The 20,134-nt window shown below is 48.2% G+C and carries 14 protein-coding genes and 2 pseudogenes; 13 read left to right on the top strand and 3 right to left on the bottom strand.

The annotated features are described in order from the left end of the window. Positions 1-7: 7 nt before the first annotated feature. From DCMF_RS07785 to DCMF_RS07775, 3 genes are all read left to right on the top strand, one after another. Positions 8-1,204 (top strand): bifunctional 3,4-dihydroxy-2-butanone-4-phosphate synthase/GTP cyclohydrolase II, encoded by a 1,197-nt coding sequence (locus tag DCMF_RS07785; protein WP_148133908.1) that lies wholly within the window; start codon positions 8-10, stop codon positions 1,202-1,204. Positions 1,205-1,286: 82 nt separating this feature from the next. Then, on the top strand, positions 1,287-1,748 hold the full coding sequence (ribH, locus tag DCMF_RS07780) for a 6,7-dimethyl-8-ribityllumazine synthase (protein ID WP_148133907.1): 462 nt from the start codon (positions 1,287-1,289) through the stop codon (positions 1,746-1,748). Between the two features lie 88 nt (positions 1,749-1,836). Beyond that, positions 1,837-2,487, top strand: coding sequence for a thiamine diphosphokinase (locus tag DCMF_RS07775; RefSeq protein WP_148133906.1), 651 nt, complete (start codon positions 1,837-1,839; stop codon positions 2,485-2,487). Positions 2,488-2,572: 85 nt separating this feature from the next. Here DCMF_RS07775 and DCMF_RS07770 read toward each other — a convergent pair whose 3' ends face one another. Together DCMF_RS07770 and rpmB are read right to left on the bottom strand one after the other, a co-directional pair. After that, positions 2,573-2,800: a hypothetical protein gene (locus DCMF_RS07770; RefSeq protein WP_214659182.1), complete on the bottom strand. Its 228-nt coding sequence runs from the start codon at positions 2,798-2,800 to the stop codon at positions 2,573-2,575. A 148-nt stretch (positions 2,801-2,948) separates the two neighbouring features. Then, positions 2,949-3,137, bottom strand: a complete 189-nt coding sequence (gene rpmB / locus DCMF_RS07765) for a 50S ribosomal protein L28 (protein WP_148133904.1) — start codon at positions 3,135-3,137, stop codon at positions 2,949-2,951. 287 nt (positions 3,138-3,424) lie between these two features. Here rpmB and DCMF_RS07760 point away from each other — a divergent pair, with 287 nt between their 5' ends. The 5 genes and pseudogenes from DCMF_RS07760 to DCMF_RS07740 all read left to right on the top strand — a co-directional run. Next, positions 3,425-3,781 carry an Asp23/Gls24 family envelope stress response protein gene (locus tag DCMF_RS07760; RefSeq protein ID WP_148133903.1) on the top strand — a complete coding sequence of 119 codons (357 nt, stop codon included), beginning with the start codon at positions 3,425-3,427 and terminating at the stop codon, positions 3,779-3,781. A gap of 14 nt (positions 3,782-3,795) precedes the next feature. Beyond that, entirely contained in the window at positions 3,796-5,394 is a 1,599-nt protein-coding gene (locus tag DCMF_RS07755) for a DAK2 domain-containing protein (RefSeq protein WP_148133902.1), read from the top strand. 117 nt (positions 5,395-5,511) lie between these two features. Continuing rightward, positions 5,512-7,587, top strand: coding sequence for an ATP-dependent DNA helicase RecG (gene recG / locus DCMF_RS07750; protein ID WP_148133901.1), 2,076 nt, complete (start codon positions 5,512-5,514; stop codon positions 7,585-7,587). Positions 7,588-8,009: 422 nt separating this feature from the next. Further along, positions 8,010-8,210: pseudogene (locus tag DCMF_RS07745) on the top strand (small, acid-soluble spore protein, alpha/beta type); the annotation flags it as partial. Positions 8,211-8,320: 110 nt separating this feature from the next. Next, positions 8,321-8,521 (top strand): annotated as a pseudogene (locus tag DCMF_RS07740) (small, acid-soluble spore protein, alpha/beta type); the annotation flags it as partial. A 261-nt stretch (positions 8,522-8,782) separates the two neighbouring features. On the opposite strand, the gene gpr reads toward DCMF_RS07740, so the two are convergent. Further along, positions 8,783-9,769: a GPR endopeptidase gene (gpr, locus tag DCMF_RS07735; protein ID WP_236860215.1), complete on the bottom strand. Its 987-nt coding sequence runs from the start codon at positions 9,767-9,769 to the stop codon at positions 8,783-8,785. Between the two features lie 132 nt (positions 9,770-9,901). Here gpr and DCMF_RS07730 point away from each other — a divergent pair, with 132 nt between their 5' ends. The 5 genes from DCMF_RS07730 to DCMF_RS30215 all read left to right on the top strand — a co-directional run bounded on the left by DCMF_RS07730 (position 9,902) and on the right by DCMF_RS30215 (position 19,991). Next, a complete protein-coding gene (locus DCMF_RS07730) occupies positions 9,902-10,069 on the top strand; it encodes a DUF2197 domain-containing protein (protein ID WP_148133898.1) in 168 nt (55 codons plus the stop codon). Between the two features lie 179 nt (positions 10,070-10,248). Then, the gene (iadA, locus tag DCMF_RS07725; protein WP_148133897.1) at positions 10,249-11,391 is read left to right on the top strand and encodes a beta-aspartyl-peptidase; all 1,143 of its coding nucleotides are present in this window, start codon (positions 10,249-10,251) and stop codon (positions 11,389-11,391) included. A gap of 45 nt (positions 11,392-11,436) precedes the next feature. After that, a complete protein-coding gene (locus tag DCMF_RS07720; RefSeq protein WP_148133896.1) occupies positions 11,437-12,246 on the top strand; it encodes a cyanophycinase in 810 nt (269 codons plus the stop codon). Between the two features lie 38 nt (positions 12,247-12,284). Further along, entirely contained in the window at positions 12,285-14,969 is a 2,685-nt protein-coding gene (gene cphA, locus DCMF_RS07715) for a cyanophycin synthetase (protein ID WP_148133895.1), read from the top strand. A 1,227-nt stretch (positions 14,970-16,196) separates the two neighbouring features. Further along, positions 16,197-19,991, top strand: a complete 3,795-nt coding sequence (locus DCMF_RS30215; protein ID WP_148133894.1) for a helix-turn-helix transcriptional regulator — start codon at positions 16,197-16,199, stop codon at positions 19,989-19,991. Positions 19,992-20,134: the final 143 nt, after the last annotated feature.

Here is a 20,134-nt window from a genome sequence, read left to right as displayed (position 1 = left end):
ATGAGAAATGGATTTAAATCGGATTGAGGAAGCCATTGCGGAAATTCAGGAAGGTAAAATGGTAGTTGTGGTGGATGATGAAGACAGGGAAAATGAAGGGGATCTGGTGATGGCGGCAGAAATGGCCACCCCGGAGGCGATCAACTTTATGGTCACCTTTGCCCGGGGCTTGGTCTGTATGCCCTTAACCGCGCAAAGAAGCGACCAGCTCAGGCTGACACCGATGGTGGAACACAACAGCGATAACCATGAAACCGCGTTTACCGTGTCGGTAGACGGGCCGGATGCCACCACGGGAATATCGGCTTTTGAAAGGGCGGCCACGGTGCAAGCCCTCATTGATCGTGCCGTAAAACCGGAGGATTTAAAAAAGCCCGGCCACATTTTCCCCTTGCGGGCCAAGGAAGGAGGCGTACTGAAGAGAACCGGCCATACGGAAGCGGCGGTTGACCTGGCCCGGTTGGCCGGCCTCTATCCGGCGGGCGTGATCTGTGAAATTATGAATGAAGACGGCACCATGGCCCGGCTGCCCGAGCTGAGACAGTTTTGCGCGAAGCATGATTTAAAAATTATCTCCATTGCCGACTTGATTCACTACCGGAGAAAAACGGAAAAATTGGTGCACCGGGCCGTCATGACCAAGCTTCCTACCAAATACGGCGATTTTACCGCTGTCGCTTATGAAAATGAGGTGGACAGCGATACCCACGTGGCCCTGGTCAAAGGGGAAATTTCCCCGGACCGGCCGGTTTTGGTGCGTGTTCATTCCGAATGCCTCACCGGAGATGTGTTCGGATCGATCCGTTGCGACTGCGGCGATCAATTGGCCACCGCCCTGCACATGATTGAGGAAGCCGGGGAGGGGATCCTGCTTTATATGAGACAGGAAGGACGGGGGATCGGCCTTTTGAACAAACTGAAAGCATATATGCTCCAGGATGAAGGGAAAGATACGGTGGAAGCAAATGAGGCCCTGGGTTTTCCGGCAGACCTGAGGAATTACGGCATCGGTGCTCAAATTCTTTCCGACCTGGGCGTGAAAAAAATCAGGCTGTTAACCAATAATCCCCGCAAGATCAAGGGGTTGGAAGGATACGGGCTGCAAGTCGTGGAGCGGGTGCCCATTGAAGTGTGCCCAAACCAAAATAATGAGTTTTATCTTTCCACCAAAAAAGATAAATTAGGACACATGCTCCATATCTGAAAAAAAGGTAACCGGTACCCGGATCCCGAAAAGCCTTTAGGCTTTTTCATAAAATTTTATTTTTGGGAAAGGAATGATAGGAATGGGACAGGTTTTTGAAGGCAAATTGGTAGCGGAAGGATTAAAATTCGGCATCGTCGTGGGACGGTTTAATGAGTTTATTACGGGAAAACTGCTGTCAGGCGCCCTGGACGCCCTGGAACGGCATGGGGCTTCCCAGGCCGACATTGAAATTGTCTGGGTTCCCGGGGCGTTTGAGATTCCTCTGGCGGCAAAAAAGATGGCAAATAAAAATTATGATGCTATAATTTGTTTGGGGGCGGTCATTAGAGGAGCCACACCCCATTTTGACTACGTGGCTTCAGAGGTGGCTAAGGGAGTGGCTCACGTGGGGTTGGAGCAAGAAAGGCCGGTTATTTTCGGCGTCATTACCGCGGATTCCATTGAGCAGGCCATTGAGCGGGCCGGTACCAAGGCGGGGAACAAAGGATGGGATGCCGCCCTGGCGGCCATTGAGATGGCCAATCTTTTGAAACAAATCTAAAGAGCCGGGCACCGGATCCAGTTCCCCGGAAAAGACAAAGGGAATTATTTTTCCGGTGTCCCCAAACTAACGGCTTGGAGGAATAATTATGACCAGCAGGTGCATTATCATTGCCAACGGCGACATGAACGATTACCATTGGCATAAATCACTGCTTCAGGAAAATGATTTTATTATCTGTGCCGATGGGGGAACCCGGCATGCCCTGGCGATGGGGATCATCCCCCAGGTCGTTTTAGGCGATTTTGATTCTCTTTCCCCGGAAGCGAAGTGTGCCCTCTCTGATACCGGCTGTCATTTTGAAGAGCATCCGGAAGAGAAGGATATGACCGATACGGAGTTGGCTTTGAAATGCTGTCTGGCGAGAAACCCGGACGAGATCCTTCTCTTAGGGGTATTGGGAACCAGATATGATCATAGTATGGCCAACTTATTCCTGCTGGCCCGAATCCCCGGCCATATTCAGGCGAAGGCGGTCAATGAGCAAAATGAAATTATGCTTTTGAGAGAAGAAGTGAAGTTTTCCGGCTCTCCGGGCGATCTTGTTTCCCTGATTCCCCTGTCTGCTGAGGTAAAGGGGATTTTTACCAAAGGGCTCAAATATATGCTGCGCAATGCCACCCTTGATCAAGGATCCTCCCGGGGTGTCTCCAATGAAATGGTAGAAGCCGAGGCGTCGATTCGGATCAAGGACGGCATGGCTCTGGTGATCCGGGCCTGGGATCAACCCAGAAACTAAAGGGGGAATCAGAAAAACCCATGCTTCGGCACAGGTTTTTCAACAGCCGGTGTTCGGGAAGGCTGTTTATGTCTTCCTTATTTTTTTAATGGTTCAACCCTACAATTCGGTCTAATATGTCTCCTTCTGGTAAATCTATCTCCAATACCCATAACAAGGCTTCGAGCTTATCCACTAAGGAAAAAATAATAAGATCGAGTTCAGGATAACATGTGGTAGAAAACTCCTCTTTTTCTTGCATGGCGTCAGCTAACTTTTGTTTATAATAATTGACTTTTTCCATGATTTCATCATGCGTCCTCAAATAGCTCACCTCCGTAGCTCCTTTATATATTAATATTTTTGAGCAGGGTAATGTGTGAGGGGAGGTGAAAATAAAAAAAGCATTATTTTAGCATAATGCTTTTTTCCGTCTCTGGTGTATTTTTCTCTCAAGGTCCCGGAACTCGTCGGTACAATCCTTAGATGGCTCTTTGTACCTTGCCGGAACGCAGACACCTGGTACATACCGTAATTCTTTTGGGTGAACCGTTTACGACTGCTTTTACCGACTGGAGATTCGGCTTCCAGGTTCTTTTCGTTCTAATATGAGAATGGCTGACTTGCATGCCGGTTTTGACACCTTTTCCGCAAATTGAACATACTGCCATGGGGTTCCACCTCCTTCAGATGACTTGGCTTCGAATCCAGCTGATTTAAACACCTTATGATATTTTAGCAAAACTTCTTCCTGATGGCAAGGTCTAATTGGAGTTTCTTGAAAAAATGGCCCCTGATCCCTATTCCTGGGTGAGGAAAAGTTGTTTTTCCCCGGCAAGGAGCAGGGAAAAACGTGAAATGTGTCGAAGTAGATTTTAAGAACAGGACCGATATTTTTTTAAAATAAAAGCATAGTGTCAATAATAATAGAATAAGTAAAGCTAGGGAGGTGTGAAATATGGGCAAGGTGATAGCCAACGATATGGGAAACATCATTATTTCTCGGGAAGTGATTGCTACTTTGGCAGGGATTGCCGCGATGGAGTGTTATGGAATAGTTGGTATGGCCTCCCAAAAAATTAAGGACGGAATTGCCGAATTGTTGGGCATGGAAGCTTTAAGCAAGGGTGTAGAAGTGATCTTAAAAAACGATCAAATCAATATTAACATTTTTATTATTGTCGGTTATGGTACAAAAATATCCGAAATAGCCAACAACGTCATTGAAAAGGTCAGGTACACGGTGGAGAAACATACCGGGATGCTGGTCGATCATGTACAAATCCATGTACAAGGCGTGAGAGTGGTTGACTAAGGGGGTACAAGACGTTGAAGTTTACGGAATTAACTGCAGCCTTATTGGAAAAATTTTTCATTGGGGGCTGTGGTTTTCTGACTGCAAATAAAGAGGTTGTCGATGCGCTGAATGTTTTTCCGGTGCCCGATGGGGATACGGGGACCAATATGTCCCTGACCATGAATTCTGCCGTGAAGGATTTAACCGGCCTTTCTTCAGCCGCACAAGTTGCCCATACGGTTTCCCGGGGGGCCTTGATGGGAGCCCGGGGAAATTCAGGCGTCATTTTATCTCAATTGTTCCGGGGTTTCGCCCAAGGGGTGGGGGATAAAAAATCTCTTTCTGCCGCAGACTTTGCTTTTTCCCTGCAAAAAGGGGTGGAGCTGGCCTATAAGTCCGTGATGAAACCGGTGGAGGGGACGATCCTAACGGTGAGCAGAGAAGTGGCGGCCGCTGCAGTTAAAGAGGCCAAACAGAATGAGGATGTTTTTGAAGTCATTACATACGCCCTTGAGCAGGGGCAAGCCGCTTTAAACAATACCCCGAATCAGCTGCCCGTTTTAAAACAGGCAGGAGTTGTCGATGCCGGAGGCAAAGGCTTCTTAATGATTCTGGAAGGGGGGGTGCGGGCGCTCCAGGGAGAAAAAATTGAGGCTCCTCTCACCCGAAAGGAAAAAAGGGATTTTCCCTTACCCGGTGCAGACCAGCTGTCCATTCCTTTTCAATACTGCACGGAATTCATCATTAAGGGAGACCGTTTATCTGTGGAGACGATCAAATCCCAATTCCAGGATCAGGGGGACTCCCTCCTTGTCGTCGGTACGGAAGATTTGGTCAAGGTTCATGTCCATACCAATCATCCGGGAGAAATCTTAGAATTTGCCCTCACCCAAGGGTCCTTGCACGATATCAAGATTGATAACATGAAGGAACAGCACCGGGAAACCATGGATTTAACCGGGCCGCCCGCGGAGGAGAAATGTGCGGTGGTGGTAGTTGCGGCCGGGGAAGGGCTGGCGGAGATTTTCCGCAGTTTAGGGGTAGCCACGGTGATCAACGGGGGACAGACCATGAATCCCAGCGCGGAAGACCTTCTGACCGCCATAGAAAAGGTAGCGGCCCGGGAAGTGGTGGTCCTGCCCAATAACCGGAACATCATTCTCACTGCGCAGCAAGCCCAATCCTTATCGGAGAAATCCGTCGCCGTGGTGCCCACCAAGTCTCTTGCTCAGGGTTTGGCGGCGATGCTGGCCTTTGATCAGGACCAGACGGCAGCGCATAACCGGGAAGAGATGACGAAAGCGTTTGCCCATGTGAAAACAGGAGAGGTGACCTATGCGGTTCGGGATTCCTCCTTTAATGGCTTTTCCATTAAGGAAAAAGATATTCTGGGACTGGTCAACGGGTCCATTGAAATCATCGGCCAGGATGTGAACCAGGTGGTTTTGGATGTCATTGAAAAAATGGTGGAGCCGGATCATGAATTAATTACTTTATTCTATGGGCATCATGTCACAGAGGAGGAAGCCAATGCTGTGGCGGCAAGAATCTCGGAAGATTTTCCCAACGTGGAAGTAGAAGTCCATTATGGTGGACAGCCCTTATATTATTATTTAATTTCCCTGGAATAGTTTAAAGGATAATATCCCCGTTTAGCAGAAAACTAAAAGGGGAATTTTTATGCTTTTCACACGAAAAGGGCAGACAGTTCCCCAGTAAGATTTTAGGGCAAAACGAGGTAGTTTCTTGTGAACAACCGGAAAGAAAAAAATCCCGGGGTCGGCGATCAGGAACTGACGACCCCTGTGCAGTATCTAAAAAATGTGGGCCCCCAAAGAGCTTTATTGTTGCAGAAAATGGGTCTGAAAAACGTGGGAGAACTCTTGGAGTATTTTCCCAAAAGGTATGAAGACCGCAGGTCCGTAAAATGCATCAGCAGTCTGGAGCCGAATCAAACGGAAACGATCCGGGGTTTCATCGGGGCCTTAAAAGAGTTTAAGCCCCGAAGAAACCTGAGCATCACAAAAGCCTGGATTGCCGACGGCACGGGATCCATTCCTGCCGTTTGGTTCAATCAACCCTTTGTAAAAAAGCAATTGGAACAGGGCCGTGAAATCATGGTGCATGGAAAAGTGGATGGTAAATACCAGGCCCTGGAATTGACGGTGCAGGATTATGAAATCATCGGCAAAGAAGACGCTGCGACCGGGCCCCGGATCCTGCCCGTTTACGGCACGACGGAAACACTTCCCCAAAAGATTTTCCGCAAAATCATGTCCGGTTGTGTCCAACAATATGCCCCAAGGGTATCGGAAAATCTGCCCGGGGATCTATTGGTGCGGCACCAGCTGATGCGTAAGGCTGCCGCTTTGCAGGCCATTCATTTGCCGGAATCCTGGGAGGAAATGAAGGCAGCCCGGCACAGGCTGGCTTTTGAGGAGCTGCTTTTGCTCCAGTTAGCTATTTTAGCCAGCCGCCACAGGGAAGAAAAAGGCATCTCCCATGACAAGGATAAAGAAATCTTTACCAGTTTCCAAAAAGCGGTGCCTTTTCCCTTCACAGAAGCCCAAAAAAGAGTGATCGGTGAAGTTTTCCGCGACATGGAAAGAAACAAGCCCATGGCCAGATTGATTCAGGGAGACGTGGGATCCGGAAAGACGGTGGTGGCTGCCGCCGCTCTTTACAAAGCGGTGCGCTCCGGGTTTCAGGGGGCGATGATGGTTCCTACGGAAATATTGGCCCGCCAGCATGGGCAAAGCCTGTCCGCCCTGTTCGGAAAATTAGGCGTGGAAGTGGCTTGCCTGACCGGAAGTACGCCGGGCAAAGAAAGAGAGGCCCTATGCGAAGGAGCCCGAACCGGACAGATCCAGATTCTGGTTGGTACCCATGCCTTAATCCAGGAAAATGTCCGATTTAAAAATTTAAGCTTGGCGATTACCGATGAACAGCACCGGTTTGGCGTGATGCAACGGGGAAAATTGCAAAAAAAAGGGGTGCAGCCGGATATTTTGGTGATGACGGCCACACCCATACCCCGGTCCCTGGCGCTCACCCTCTATGGGGACCTGGCCTTGTCTGTCATTGATACCCTGCCTCCGGGAAGAAAAGAAATCAAAACCTATGCCGTTAAGTACGATTTAGAGCAAAGAATTTTTTCTTTTATCAGAAAGGAGCTGGATCAAGGCCGGCAGGCCTACATGGTTTGTCCCTTGGTGGAAGAATCGGAGCAGGTTGATCTCCAGGCGGCGGGGGAACTGTTTGAGCGGCTGGCCCGGGGGGAATTTAAAAATTATGCCCTGGCCTTATTGCACGGCAAGATGAAAAGCCGGGAAAAGGACCAGGTGATGGAGGGATTCCGCCAGGGGCGCATCCAGCTCCTGATTTCTACCACCGTCATTGAAGTAGGGATTCATGTGCCCAATGCTACCGTGATGGTGATCCGGGATGCCGAGCGTTTTGGATTGGCCCAACTGCACCAATTGCGGGGGCGGGTAGGCCGGGGAGAACACCAGTCCTATTGCATTCTCATGCATCATGGGAAGACGGTAGAAAGCCGGAAACGCATGGAGATTATGGAAAGTACCAATGACGGTTTTGCTATTGCCGAGGCCGACTTAAAGCTGAGAGGGCCCGGAGATTTCTTTGGCACCCGCCAGCACGGTTTGCCGGAATTAAAGATCGCCAATATTTTTGAAGATCTTTCTTTACTGGAAACCGTAAGGGAGGAGGCCCATGGATTACTGGCCCGGGATCCCGGGTTGGCGACTTCCCCGCATAGCCTGTTAGGCTCCATGGTCCAAGAAAAATTTAAAATTTTCACCTGACCCGGCTGTGTAGAGGAAGAAGGCCCGGCTGCAACCAGATACATGAGGTTTATCGACCAGTTCAAAAGCGCATTTTTGCGCTTTTTTTTACTTCTTTGGTAACCAATGTCTCTGAATGAGAAAACTACCTGGTATTGTTTTTTTCAAGAAATGCACACTATAGATCAGGGAGGTGATTTTATTGTCCCCAAAAAAAGATTTATCGGGCATCAATGAAAAAACCAAGTACGAATTTTTGCAAGAATTAGGAATTACACCGTCCTCAAAGAAGGAAAGCAAAACAAAGACCAAAAAAGAGAATAAATAATAATTATTCCAATATTTAATCACACTAAGGAAAATACTGTTAGTCAAAAAGCAGAATAAAGTGAATCAAAAAAGAAAAGAATAATCTCAGATTCCAGTAAAGGAGGTGAAACTAAATGCCAAGTAACAACAACAATAATGAACCTGTAAGACGTGGAGCATCCGGTGCCTTAAACCAATTCAAAATGGAAGTTGCTACTGAACTCGGATTATCCAATTATGCCCAGGTAGATAAAGGAAATCTGACTTCTCGGCAAAATGGTTACGTTGGTGGAAATATGACCAAGAAAATGGTTGCTTTTGCTGAACAGGCGCTGCAATCAGGTCAGTCCGGCGCGATCGGGAATTCGGCTATGACACAGAGACCCAGCTAACAGAGACTAAATGATCCCATAAACACTAATGATACGAAAAGGAGGAGACACTCGTGCCTAGTAATAACAACAACAATCAACCTGTAAGACCTGGAGCCGGTGCCGCCTTAAATCAATTCAAATTAGAAGTTGCCAGTGAACTTGGCCTTGCCAATTATGACCAGGTAGACAAGGGAAATCTTACTTCCCGTCAGAATGGTTATGTTGGGGGAAATATGACTAAGAAGATGGTTGCTTTTGCTGAACAGGCTCTTCAGTCCGGGCAGTCCGGAGCGATTAACGGCTCTGCGCCTACCCAATTGCCGAGTGCCTAAGAAACAGTAGAAGTAAAAATAAGAAGGGCGTCAGCCCTTCTTATTTTTTTGCCAATCCTAAAGAAATGAAAAAACTCCGTTTGGACATCTTTGAAAAGTTAATGGATATCAGCACGTAAAGTGATTTGATTTAATGGTTTCCCCGGTACCCGGATCCCGGTTCCCGAATCCCGAATAAAAAAAGCCCCATGGGGGCTTTTTTTATTGCATATAGCGATGGTAATTTTCTTTGTTGATTCCGGGATGGGCCGCTTGCGTAATCCCTGCAGCGATGATTTTCCCTACATTGAGAATTAAATCGTCGATCTCTTTTGGCGTGACCACCAGGTTGCCTTCAAAAGCCTGAAACATGGTGCCGGAAAGTTGCTGGGTTAAGTCAGGGTTAATGTTTTGGGCACATGTGGCCATGAGCATGTTGTTTGACCAGAGCTCGTTCAGCTTGGCCAGGGCTTCGTTGATAATCACCGATGCATGGACTACGGTGGGAACGCCGATGGCGATGACCGGAACGCCCATGGATTCTTGATTAATACCGATTCTTTTATTTCCCAGCCCTGATCCGGGGCTGATCCCCGTGTCGGCGATCTGAATCGTCGTGCTGATCCGGGAAATATTTGCCGCGGCTAAAGCATCAACCGCAATGATATAGTCCGGTTTAACCCTGTCTACGACTCCTTTGATGATTTCCGCCGTTTCGATACCCGTAATTCCCAGCACACCCGGAGCTAAGGCGCATACAGGACGGAGTCCTTCTCCCACCGCTTCCGGAGCATAGGTGTACAGGTGGCGGGTGGCCATGGTAGAGTTAACCACATTGGGTCCTAAGGCATCCGGTGTGGCATTCCAGTTTCCTAAACCGATCACCAGGATCGTACCTTGGGGGCCAATTTTGATGAGAGATTCTAATTTATTCGCCAACAGTTCGCTAAGATCATCCATAATTTCTTTGCCTTCAAAGCGGATCCGGGGAGCTTCAATGGTGATATAGGTACCCTGAGGTTTACCCATAAGCTGTTCTCCCTGGGCATCCAGAATTGTCACGGTTGTTACGGAAGCGAAGTCAAAACTCTCTTTATCTTCTTTTACTCCCGGCACTTCCTGTTTCGTCGCCCCTCTCAGCAGTTCATGGGCTTCTAAAGCCAAATCCAATGAAACGCCCAATTTTTTAAATGTATCCATACTGCGCATATAAGATTCTCCTTTGTATTTTTCTTTTTAGGATAACTGAATTAGGAAAAATTATACTTTGGGATCAGGGAAGGAAAATAATTCTATGAAGAGAATACTATACTTATTACTTTTTGTTTAAGGGGGACCATTATGCAGGTAAAATGTTCCTTATGCGGTAAGGTAGAGGATATATGTAAAATCCATAAAGATTATGCCAAATTGGCCAAGAACAAAGATGCTCCATACTTTTGCGAGCATTGCTTGTTTCGGGTTAAGACCCAGGCCAAAGACGTCCAGGCGCCCCCAAAGCCTATTTAAATAGGGGATGTCTCAAAAACAGACACAGACCAGACATGCAGACACGGAGACGGTTCTGTTGCAGAACCGTCTCCGTGTCTGCTCTTTTTTCATGAGGCGGGAGAGAATAGTTTAGATTTTCCCGTGAAATATTAAAGTAAGAATTTCAGTGGGTAGGCTGCTTTTTGGCGGGAGGCATTGTGTTTAAGTTATTAAAAAAAGGCTACTGTTTTAATCCGGCCGATCTGGGGCAGAAAGACATTTTGGTCGTCTTTGATAAAATCTGCCAGGTGGAGGATGATATTGACCCGAAAGCTTTCCGGGAAGTGGAAGTGATAGACTGCACGGACTGTATTGTTTGCCCGGGTTTTATCGACCAGCATGTGCATATTGCGGGAGGCGGCGGCGAACAAGGGCCCCACAGCCGCACACCGGAAATTATGTTCAGTGAGCTGACTAGGGCGGGAGTTACTACCGTGGTGGGAGTCTTAGGGTTTGACAGCGTGACCCGAAGTATTTCCGGCCTTTTAGCCAAGGCCCGGGCGCTGGAAGACGAAGGGATTTCCACCTATATTTATTCAGGCAGCTACGGAATTCCTACGGCTACCTTGACCGGGAGAGCGCTCACGGATATCGCCCTCATCGACAAGGTGGTGGGCGTGGGGGAGATTGCCATTTCAGACCACCGGTCCTCTCACCCCTCTTTAGAATCCTTAAGAGAGATTGCCTCCGAGGCCAGAACAGGGGGCATGTTAGGCGGAAAGGCCGGGGTGGTCCATATTCATGTGGGGGACGGGAAAGAAGGGCTGGGTCCCTTGTTCCAGGTCCTTGATGAGTCCGATTTCCCGCTGGAAATGTTTGTACCTACGCATATCAACAGGAATGAAAATCTATTTTTCCAAGGCATCCGGCTTTTAAAAAAAGGGGGAAATATTGACCTGACGGCAGGAGAGAAAATTGGCTTAAGTGTGCCTGATGCTTTAGAAAAGTTGATCCATGAGGAAAGGGAACTGGACCGGGTGACCATCACCTCGGACGGAAACGGCAGCGCCTGTCCCAAAGAATCCCCGTGCAGTGTGGCAGAGGTAAAGGCCCTGCTGGAGGATTTTCGGGCCTGTATTTTGGAGAAAAAGCTACCTTTTGAGACCTGCTTGAAAACGATGACGATGAACCCGGCCCAAATATTAAAATTATATCCCAGGAAGGGGGCCCTTGTGCCGGGAAGCGACGCCGACATCATCGTTTTTGGCCGGAAAGACCTGGAGATTAACAGGTTATTGGGCCGGGGAGAGCACTTAATCGTGGATAAAAAAGTTGTAAAGAAGGGAACATATGAGAGATAAATAAACAGAAGGAAAATCAAGAAGGTGAAGGTCACGGAGGTTGCCATGGCGGATCAATTAAAGGGGAATTTGGTGATCATTGGAGGCGCGGAAGATAAAAAAGGGGACAGCCAGATTCTGGAGGAGGTTGTCCGGACGGTAGGAGGAAGAGATGCCCGCATTGCCGTTGTGACAACCGCAACCCAACGCCCTGAAGAAGCAGGAAAAGTGTACCAAGAAGTTTTTTCCCGGTTAGGAGCGAAGCATACGGTTATACTAAATATCAGTTCCCGGGATGAGGCCAATGAAGAGGAAAATGCGCAAAAAATTGAGGCTTCTTCCGGTGTTTTCTTTACAGGTGGTGACCAGTTAAGAATTACTAGTATTTTGGGAGGCACGAAAGCTTATGAGGCCTTACATCGCTCCTTCCGGAAAGGAACCGCGATTATCGGCACCAGCGCCGGGGCCTCAGTGATGAGCAGCACCATGATTGTGGAAGGCTTAAGCAATGATCCGGCCCGGAAATGTACGCTGAAGATGGCCCCGGGTTTAAATCTCCTGGAAGGGGTCATCATTGACCAGCATTTTGACCAGAGGGGCAGGCTGGGCCGTTTGTTGTGCGGTGTGGCACAAAATCCCGGCATGTTGGGCATCGGCATCGATGAGGACACGGCGATTATGGTTTATCCGGACGGCTATTTTAAAGTGCTGGGGAACAATGCCGTGACGGTGATCGAGGGCAAATCCATTAAGAGCTCCAATGTGTCGGAATTGAAGCCGGATGAAATATTAGCCATTACCAATGTGACGATTCATGTTTTGTCGAGCGGTTATGGCTTTGATTTTGAGAGCAGAGAAGTAGTAAGGATGCATTAACGAAGCCTGCAGGGCTTTTTATTAGGAGGACATTGAAGGTGGAACTAAAAGAGGTGCACGTTTTCAACGGCAGGAATATTTACTGCCATAAGCCGGTAGTAAAGCTATTGGTAGATGCAGGAGGACTGGCGGAGAAAACTACCAAGGAGATAGAAGGATTTAACGAGGAACTCCTGAGATTATTTCCCGGGCTCAAAAAGCATCACTGTTCGTTGGGATATGAGGGCGGGTTTGTGACCAGGCTGGAGGAAGGCACTTATGTGTGCCACGTGGCGGAACATTTGATTTTGGAATTACAGAGCATGTTCGGCGATCCTGTTTATTTTGGCAAGACCAGACTGGTCCAAAAGCCTGCTACCTATGCCATCATTTATGAGTTTTTTCATGAAGCATACGCGGTGGCGTGCGGAAAGGCTGCGCTGCAGATTGTATCCTGTTTGGCCCAAAACCAGCCTGTTCCTGTTAAACCTCTTCTGGATGGTCTGAAGAAAATTACCTCGGATACCGCGCTGGGACCAAGTACCAGGGCGATATTCCGGGAAGCAAAAAAGAGGGGGATTCCAGTAAAACGCTTGGGAGATGAAAGCCTCCTCCAATTGAGTTACGGAAAATATTTGCACTTAATCCAAGCCTCCCTACCTGACCGGACGACTTGTATTTCTGTTGACCTGGTTAAAAATAAGCAGTTAACAAAGCAAGTTTTGAGTGATTTCGGGGTACCGGTTCCCGAGGGAGGTCTGGTCTATACCGAGGATTCAGCTGTAGCGCTAGCGGCGTCCCTGGGTTATCCGGTGGTGCTCAAGCCTTATGACGGCAACCAGGGCAAGGGGGTCAACTTAAATATCCAGGATGAAAACCAGCTTAGAATGGCCTACCGGTCCGCGGCAAAACATCATTCTGTTTTGCTGGTGGAACGGTTTATCAAAGGAAAAGATTATCGGGTATTGGTGGTCGGGGATAAGGTATCCGCTGTAGCGGAAAGAAAACCGGCGTCCATTACGGGAGATGGCGTGCATACCATTAAGGAACTTGTAGCAAAAGAAAACCGCAGTGCTATCAGGGGAATGGGTCATGAAAGACCTTTGACGAAAATTAAGCTGGACCGGGTGGCAAAGCGCGTGCTGCAAAAATTAGGTTTTACGGAGAATGACATCCCGGCCCCAGGTGAAACAATTCTATTACGGGAAAACGGCAATCTCAGTACCGGTGGCACGGCCCGGGACTGCACCGGAGAAATGCATCCCCAAAATGCGCTCCTTGCCGTTAAAATAGCCCAAATCATCGGTTTAGAAATAGCCGGCATCGATTTTGTGATGGAGGATATTTCCCAGCCTATTTCGCCTGACCATGGCGCCGTGGTAGAAGTAAATGCCGCTCCCGGCCTAAGGATGCATCTCTATCCCACCATGGGCCAGGCCCAAAATGTCGCCGCCGACATCATCGATTATTTATACCCCAAAGGGACACCGGTGAGCATCCCCATCGTTTCTATTACCGGGACCAATGGAAAAACCACTGTTACCCGGCTGATCGCCCATGTCTTTTCCCTGATGGGGAAGAAAGTGGGCATGACCTGCACCTGCGGCACCTATGTGGGAAACCGGTGTATTTCTGATGGGGATAATACCGGACCCTCCAGCGCCCAATTGGTCCTGGCCAATAAGGAAGTTGACGTGGCCGTCCTGGAGACGGCCCGGGGCGGGATCGTCAGAAAAGGGTTGGGCTATCATTTGGCGGACGTAGGGGTGATTGTCAATATCAGTGACGATCATGTGGGGCAGGATGGTATTGATACTCTGGAAGAATTGGCTTTTGCGAAAGCCCTGGTGGTGGAAGCGGTTAAATCCGACGGTTTCGCAGTGCTCAATGGAGATGACCCCATGACGGATTTTATTGCCCGCCGGGTCACATGCAACATCGTTTATTTTTCTCAGATGAAAGAAAACCCGGTGCTGGAAAATCACATCAGAGCGGGGGGAACAGCGGTCCGGGTGGAAGACAAAATCCTCTATCTTTACAAAAAAGGGCAGAAGACACCGGTGGTGGATATCAAAGAGGTGCCCATCACTTTTGAAGGAAAAGCCAGGTGCAATATTGAAAATTCCCTGGCTGCAGTGGCCGCCTTAAGCTGTCTCAACATTCCGGAGAATATTATCCGCATCGGTTTAACCGATTTTAAGCCGGATCCGGCGGTTAATCCCGGCAGGTTTAATATTTTCAATTTAGAAAATTGTCAGGTGATGCTGGATTACGGCCATAACATCGGCGGATACCAATCCGTGATTCAATTCCTTCAGACCACGGGGGCGAAAAGACTGGTTGGCGTAATCGGAGTCCCCGGAGACAGGCTGGACAAGAACATTATCGAAGTAGGAAAAATTTCCGCACAGGGTTTTTCTAAGCTTATTATAAAAGAAGACCAGGATTTAAGGGGAAGAAAGCCTGGAGAGGTAGCCCGGCTGCTTTATCAAGGGGCCATGGAGGGAGGCGCAGCCAAGGAAAATATGGAAATTATCCTGTCGGAAACGGAAGCCCTCCTGGCTGCGGTAAAAAAGGCGGCCCCGGGCGACTTAATCGTCGTTTTTTATGAGAAATTTGAGCCTCTCTTTGATTTGGTCAATCATTTGTTAAAAGAAGAGGCCACCGTCGGGTCCCAACTGGTGAACCTGGGGTTTGCCAGACCGGAAACCCGCGAGTACCTTTCATCGGCAGGGTCGATCTAACTGAGCAGGGAAAATCTCTGAGCTTGTTGACAAACCCCCATCTACCTTGGTACAGTTGCGCATTTTTGCTCCGCGTACTCCGGTGCGCCTGCGGTGCAAATGCCTGCTGCACCTAGTATCTGGGGGTTTCTGAACAAGCTTTTTTTTATTAATTGAGCTGATGGCATAGATAAATAGTTACTTTCTCACCAACCAGGAAAAACTCCTTTCGCCATCAAAGGAGTTTTTTTCATGGCAGCACTATGGATGGTCGGTCTTCTCCGGTACCCTGTAGCCGAACCCAGGTCCCGAAAAAGTCTTCTGAGCTTTTAAAAAAAAAAAATTTTTTACCCCGATTCACGTGATGGTAGTGTCAAAGATATCTAGACAAACATAACATGTACTGTAGACAAACAAAAATAGCTAAATGAAAGGGGTATGAAATATGGGCGGCGGCTGCGATAACAATAACTGTGGAGTGTTTGATGACATAATTGATCTGATTATAATTTTAATCGTGCTCGAATTCATATGCGGCTTTATTAACAACCGTTGCTAAAACCGCAAAAATAAAGAGAAAGGAGCTAGCCTAATGGGTATATTGGGTGGCCTGGGACACCGGGAAGAATGCAATTTCGAGGGCATTATCGACCTGATTATCATCCTCATCGTTCTTGAATTTTTGTGCTGTTGTGTACTTAACGACTGATCACAGAAAACTTTTCTCAATCCGGCAAAAATTCTGCTCAAGGCTGAGTTTCATGGCGAAGTACCCGAAACAACTCAAATACAATGTTTCGACAATCTGCCAGGAATGCAAAGATTAAATTCCCATGAATAAGGGAGTATTAGTTTAAGCTAATGCTCCCTTTTCCTTTTTTAAAAAAGATATGACCTTTGTCACATGTAAAAAAAGCGGCGTTATCTATAATTTATGGCGTAAGTATCGTATTTTCCGGAAAGGAGACGGGAGCAGCAGAAGGATTTTGTTTGTATTAGTCTTAACGTGGATATTTTTTCCTGATATAATCAAGCTGTAAACTGGCCAAAAGACAACTTTCGACCCATAAACCTGGACAAATGATTGGGAATGTCTCATAAAGAAATCATGGACGGTTCTTTTGCTTCCATTCTTTTTAATAAGAAACCGAGAAACATAGGTGTCTTGTCAGACCTTTATTTCGCGTTAAACCAGTGAAGCCGACCGACGAAGCAAAGAGTATCTGCAAAAGAGAGCGGGTGAAGAATGTGAGTGAGGCATTTGCGGCAGATGAAATAAAAGAAGCTGTTGAAAACAATACGAAGGATATTGAATCTATGATTGCAGAAAAAATCAGCAAAACCATGGTTGGCCGCAGCCGTGAAACGGGATTGTTCAAAAAGCAATTCAGCCATGTTCTGGAAGGCGGTATGGGATTAACAGTTGTTTCCGGACGGCCTGGCATAGGCAAGAGTTTTTTTGTGGAACGGTCCGCAGCTTTATTTACGGTCGGAAGCGCAACCTACGTGCGCGGTAAATTCAGGCAGTATGACCAAAGTCCGTTGATTGCCTTTTCGGAAATCATTGAACAGATAGTAAGGCATATCCTAACCCTGCCTACGGAAGCCTTAAAGCATATCAAAAACAATTTAAACCAAAAATTAAGCGCTGACTCTGGTATCATCCTATCTGTCTGCCCTTATGCCCAAATACTTTTTGAAACACATAAAGCTGTACATGCGGATAATCTGGAAAAGCTTAAATACAGGGTCAGAAAAGCAGTACGCCAATTGCTGTTTATCGTCTCCACGGCACTGTTCCCTTTGATCATTTTTATTGACGACCTGCAATGGGCGGATGCTCTTTCCGCCAGTATCATTGAAGCCCTATGTCAGGAAGGCGGAGCATTAAATCTCTATCTTGTGCTGGCCTGGCGGAATCATGATACTGCCAGAACTTATCTGAATCCGGCGAAACTGCCGAAAAGTGATGATATACTGATTGAACTCGGCGCACTTCAGCCTGAGGACATCGAGCAATATGTCCGGCTGGTGTTCGGAGACAATATTGAACATAAGGAACACTTAATCAGGATACTTTTCGGTCTGACTCTGGGCAATCCGTTTAATATAGACAGAGTAGTAAGACTGCTGATGCAGCAGAAGGCTTTTACCTATTCCGCTCCGGGGGACAAATGGGTGTTGTGGCATAGCAAAATGGAAAAGCTGAACCTGCCTGCCGACATGGAACAGCTCATCCTGAGACAAATCAATGAACTGGACGAGGAAGAGAAAGAGAAAGAGCTTCTTTCCCTGATCTCCTGCTGCGGAAGTACAACTGTTCCGCTGCTCAGAGCGTTGACGAACACAGAAAACGATTTACTGGATTTTCGGCTGAACAAACTATGCAGAAATTATCTGCTGATAAAAAAGGTACCGGAGGACCCGGTGCAGGACGCACCTATTTACAGCTTCCCTCACGATATTATCCTGAAGCTGGCCTATCATGAGATGGATGCCGCAGAAAGGTCAAAAAACCATTACCGTATTGCTGAAACACTGGCCTCCCTGCAAAAGGGCACATCCGAGTCAGGCACCAGGCTTGTCATAGCGGCTCACTTTTTGAAGGCGGACCGGGTCTTCGTCAGCCCGGATAAAGTAACGCCGTGGGTCAATACGCTTTACGAGGCCGGCATTGCCGCAAAGACTGGTATGGCGCCGGAACAGGCGCTCCGGATTTTTGAGTGCTGCGCCGACCTGCTTTACAGCAAAGAACCGCAGGAAAAGAGTGGCTGGATGCTCCGTATCCAATTGGAGATGGGGGAATGCCAGTTTATCTGCGGACAGGCCGAGGAAGCAAAGCAACGGTTTGATGCGCTGATGGCGGAATACCCGGAGACGGAAAGCCTGATCAAAATAAAAAGAATGTACCTGCGCCTTTGCGCGCAGGGCGGCGACTTTGAAAAGGTAATGGAGCTTGGGGCGGAGTTGCTCACCCATCTCGGTTTCAAGCTTGACCGGAAGCATCTGCTTCCTGATTTGATAAAGAGCAAGCTGCTGTTTACGGACAGGAAAATAAGCAGGCTGACAAGCGCTTCGGCAATTACGGAAATAAGGCAGCTTTACATACTGGAAACGCTGACGGTAATGGCCCTTGCCGCAAACAGGACCGATGACAGGCTTTCGGCGATATTCGCCCTGAAGCTGGCCGTCCTTTCGGCGCGATACGGGAATTCCGATTACGCCCCCGCGGCATACGCTGCTTACTGCTACATCCTTTTCAGCGTTCTGCGGAAGCCGGAAAAAGGCAGGCGGCTGGAAAAGGTCGTCTTGGAGCTGATTGAGAAATGCGGGAATTCCGATTCAAAGTCCACCGCATGGTTTCTGCTCGGCGCGTTTACGTATCATCTGACAAATTCGCTGGAAGACACATTGGAATGCCTGAAAAAATCTGTCGAGGAGGGCGAAAAAGAGGGCGGCTCCCTTTACGGCAGCTACGCCTGCGCCTTTATGATCATGACAAAATACATGACGGGAAGGCCGCTCGGCGAGCTGCAGCAAATCATTGACGATTACCGCCGTCTGCCGAAGCGTCCGGACTACAATGTGGTCTTATCTCTGTGTGACATATACGGAGGCCAAATCAATCAGCTGAAGAACGGTGTTTTGCCGCCGCGGGAAGCGCCTTATGAGGAAGAACGGGAAAGCGGGGACAAGGACCTCTTTGAGCTCACCATCATGCTGGTCGGGATTATCATAGAGCTGGAGCGCCTGTACCTGGCAGGCAAGATAGAAGAAGCCTATGGACTGACCGTTAGCATCGCGTCCGTAATGACTTCTTTTCTGGGCTTCATACTGGATGTGGCATATATTTTTTATAATATTCTCACGAGGCTTGCTATGCACCGTTATTTATCGGGGAAGGAACAGCGGCGCAACAAAAAAATTATCAAAAAGCATTTGAAAGAGCTGAAGTATTGCGTTGGTATTTACCAAGGCAATCACTACGCCCGCTATCTTCTGGCCCAGGCGGAATATGACACCGTATTTATGCAGGAAAAGGCTTCGGATAAGCCGTACCGGGAGGCTATTGTCTTCGCGCGGCAGCAGGGCAACCTTTCCCTGGAAGCGCTGGCCAATCTGCTGGCAGCGAGATATCACCATGAGGATGACAGGCTTTCGGAATTTTATGCTTCGGAGGCTGTGCGCCTGTATAAAAAATGGGGTGCTGACCATATCGGGGAGCTGATCCTTCGGGAGATGAAGCTTTCCTGCGGGGAGGCAGCTGCTGCAAAGGAGCCTGCCCTGCAGCCTGCCAAAACGGAGGGTATAGAAAATAAAAGTCATGATCTTTTGTTTCACCTGGGCGAGATAGAAAAAATGAGCGGGGATGAGGGGTATCTGTATCTGCTCCGTGTTCTGATAGAGCAAATGGCGGTGGATTATTGCGCCGTCTTTTTTGAAAAATCCGATGAAATGTTCCTGAAATACGATCAGAGGAAGGGTGAGGCCGCCCGCGCCCATCCGGAGGGCGTCAACCTGAACCATTTGGGCGGTCTGCCCCGCAAGCTGATCCGCTATGTGGCCCGGACGGAAACGGAAGTCCTCTGGGATAAGAAGTCCGCAGGCGGCATCGCCTGGAACGACCCCTATCTGGCGGATAAGGAGAATTTCTCCCTGGCCTGCCTGCCTGTCAGGTATTCCGGCGTATTCATAGGAATCATTTACCTGGAAAAAAGCAGCAGGGATGGTCTCGGCGATGGACTGCTTCCCTTTGTGAAGGGCTTTGTTCCCTCTCTTTTGAGCAGGCAAACCAAGATCAGGGAGACGAATATCCCCTCCGTGCTCAAGCCCCAATTGGAGAATTCCACTTTTACCGAAAGAGAGCTGGAGGTACTCCGGCTGCTGGCGGCAGGCATGTCTAATGCCGAGATCAGCAAGGAATTGTATATCACGCTGGGGACAGTCAAAAACCATTTGAGCCACATCTACGCCAAGCTGGACACGGACAACCGGGTGAGAACCGTGATGAGAGCCAAAGAGCTGAAAATTATTCCGACATAGATCCAATATAGGACTAGGGGGTGCCTGCAATCTGAAAACCTGCCTGCCAACAACGTTTTTGTTTGTTTTTTTAAAAGATATTACTTTCGCCACATGTAAAACAAAACCATAGTATTTATAATGGATTATGATTGCTTCTTAAA

This window comes from Candidatus Formimonas warabiya, from assembly GCF_002777255.1.
In the GTDB taxonomy this organism is placed as follows: domain Bacteria; phylum Bacillota; class Dehalobacteriia; order Dehalobacteriales; family Dehalobacteriaceae; genus Formimonas; species Formimonas warabiya.
The sequence above is the reverse complement of the archived record's forward strand: the minus strand, read 5'-3'. Positions and strand labels throughout refer to the sequence as shown.

Bases quoted from the DNA above. Each gene is read 5' to 3' on its own strand.
- gpr (WP_236860215.1), bottom strand. From the start codon at position 9,769: ATGCGCAGTATGGATACATTTAAAAAATTGGGCGTTTCATTGGATTTG.
- DCMF_RS07760 (WP_148133903.1), top strand. From the start codon at position 3,425: ATGGGCAAGGTGATAGCCAACGATATGGGAAACATCATTATTTCTCGG.
- DCMF_RS07720 (WP_148133896.1), top strand. From the start codon at position 11,437: ATGGCGGATCAATTAAAGGGGAATTTGGTGATCATTGGAGGCGCGGAA.
- DCMF_RS07785 (WP_148133908.1), top strand. From the start codon at position 8: ATGGATTTAAATCGGATTGAGGAAGCCATTGCGGAAATTCAGGAAGGT.
- rpmB (WP_148133904.1), bottom strand. From the start codon at position 3,137: ATGGCAGTATGTTCAATTTGCGGAAAAGGTGTCAAAACCGGCATGCAA.
- ribH (WP_148133907.1), top strand. From the start codon at position 1,287: ATGGGACAGGTTTTTGAAGGCAAATTGGTAGCGGAAGGATTAAAATTC.
- DCMF_RS07775 (WP_148133906.1), top strand. From the start codon at position 1,837: ATGACCAGCAGGTGCATTATCATTGCCAACGGCGACATGAACGATTAC.
- DCMF_RS07730 (WP_148133898.1), top strand. From the start codon at position 9,902: ATGCAGGTAAAATGTTCCTTATGCGGTAAGGTAGAGGATATATGTAAA.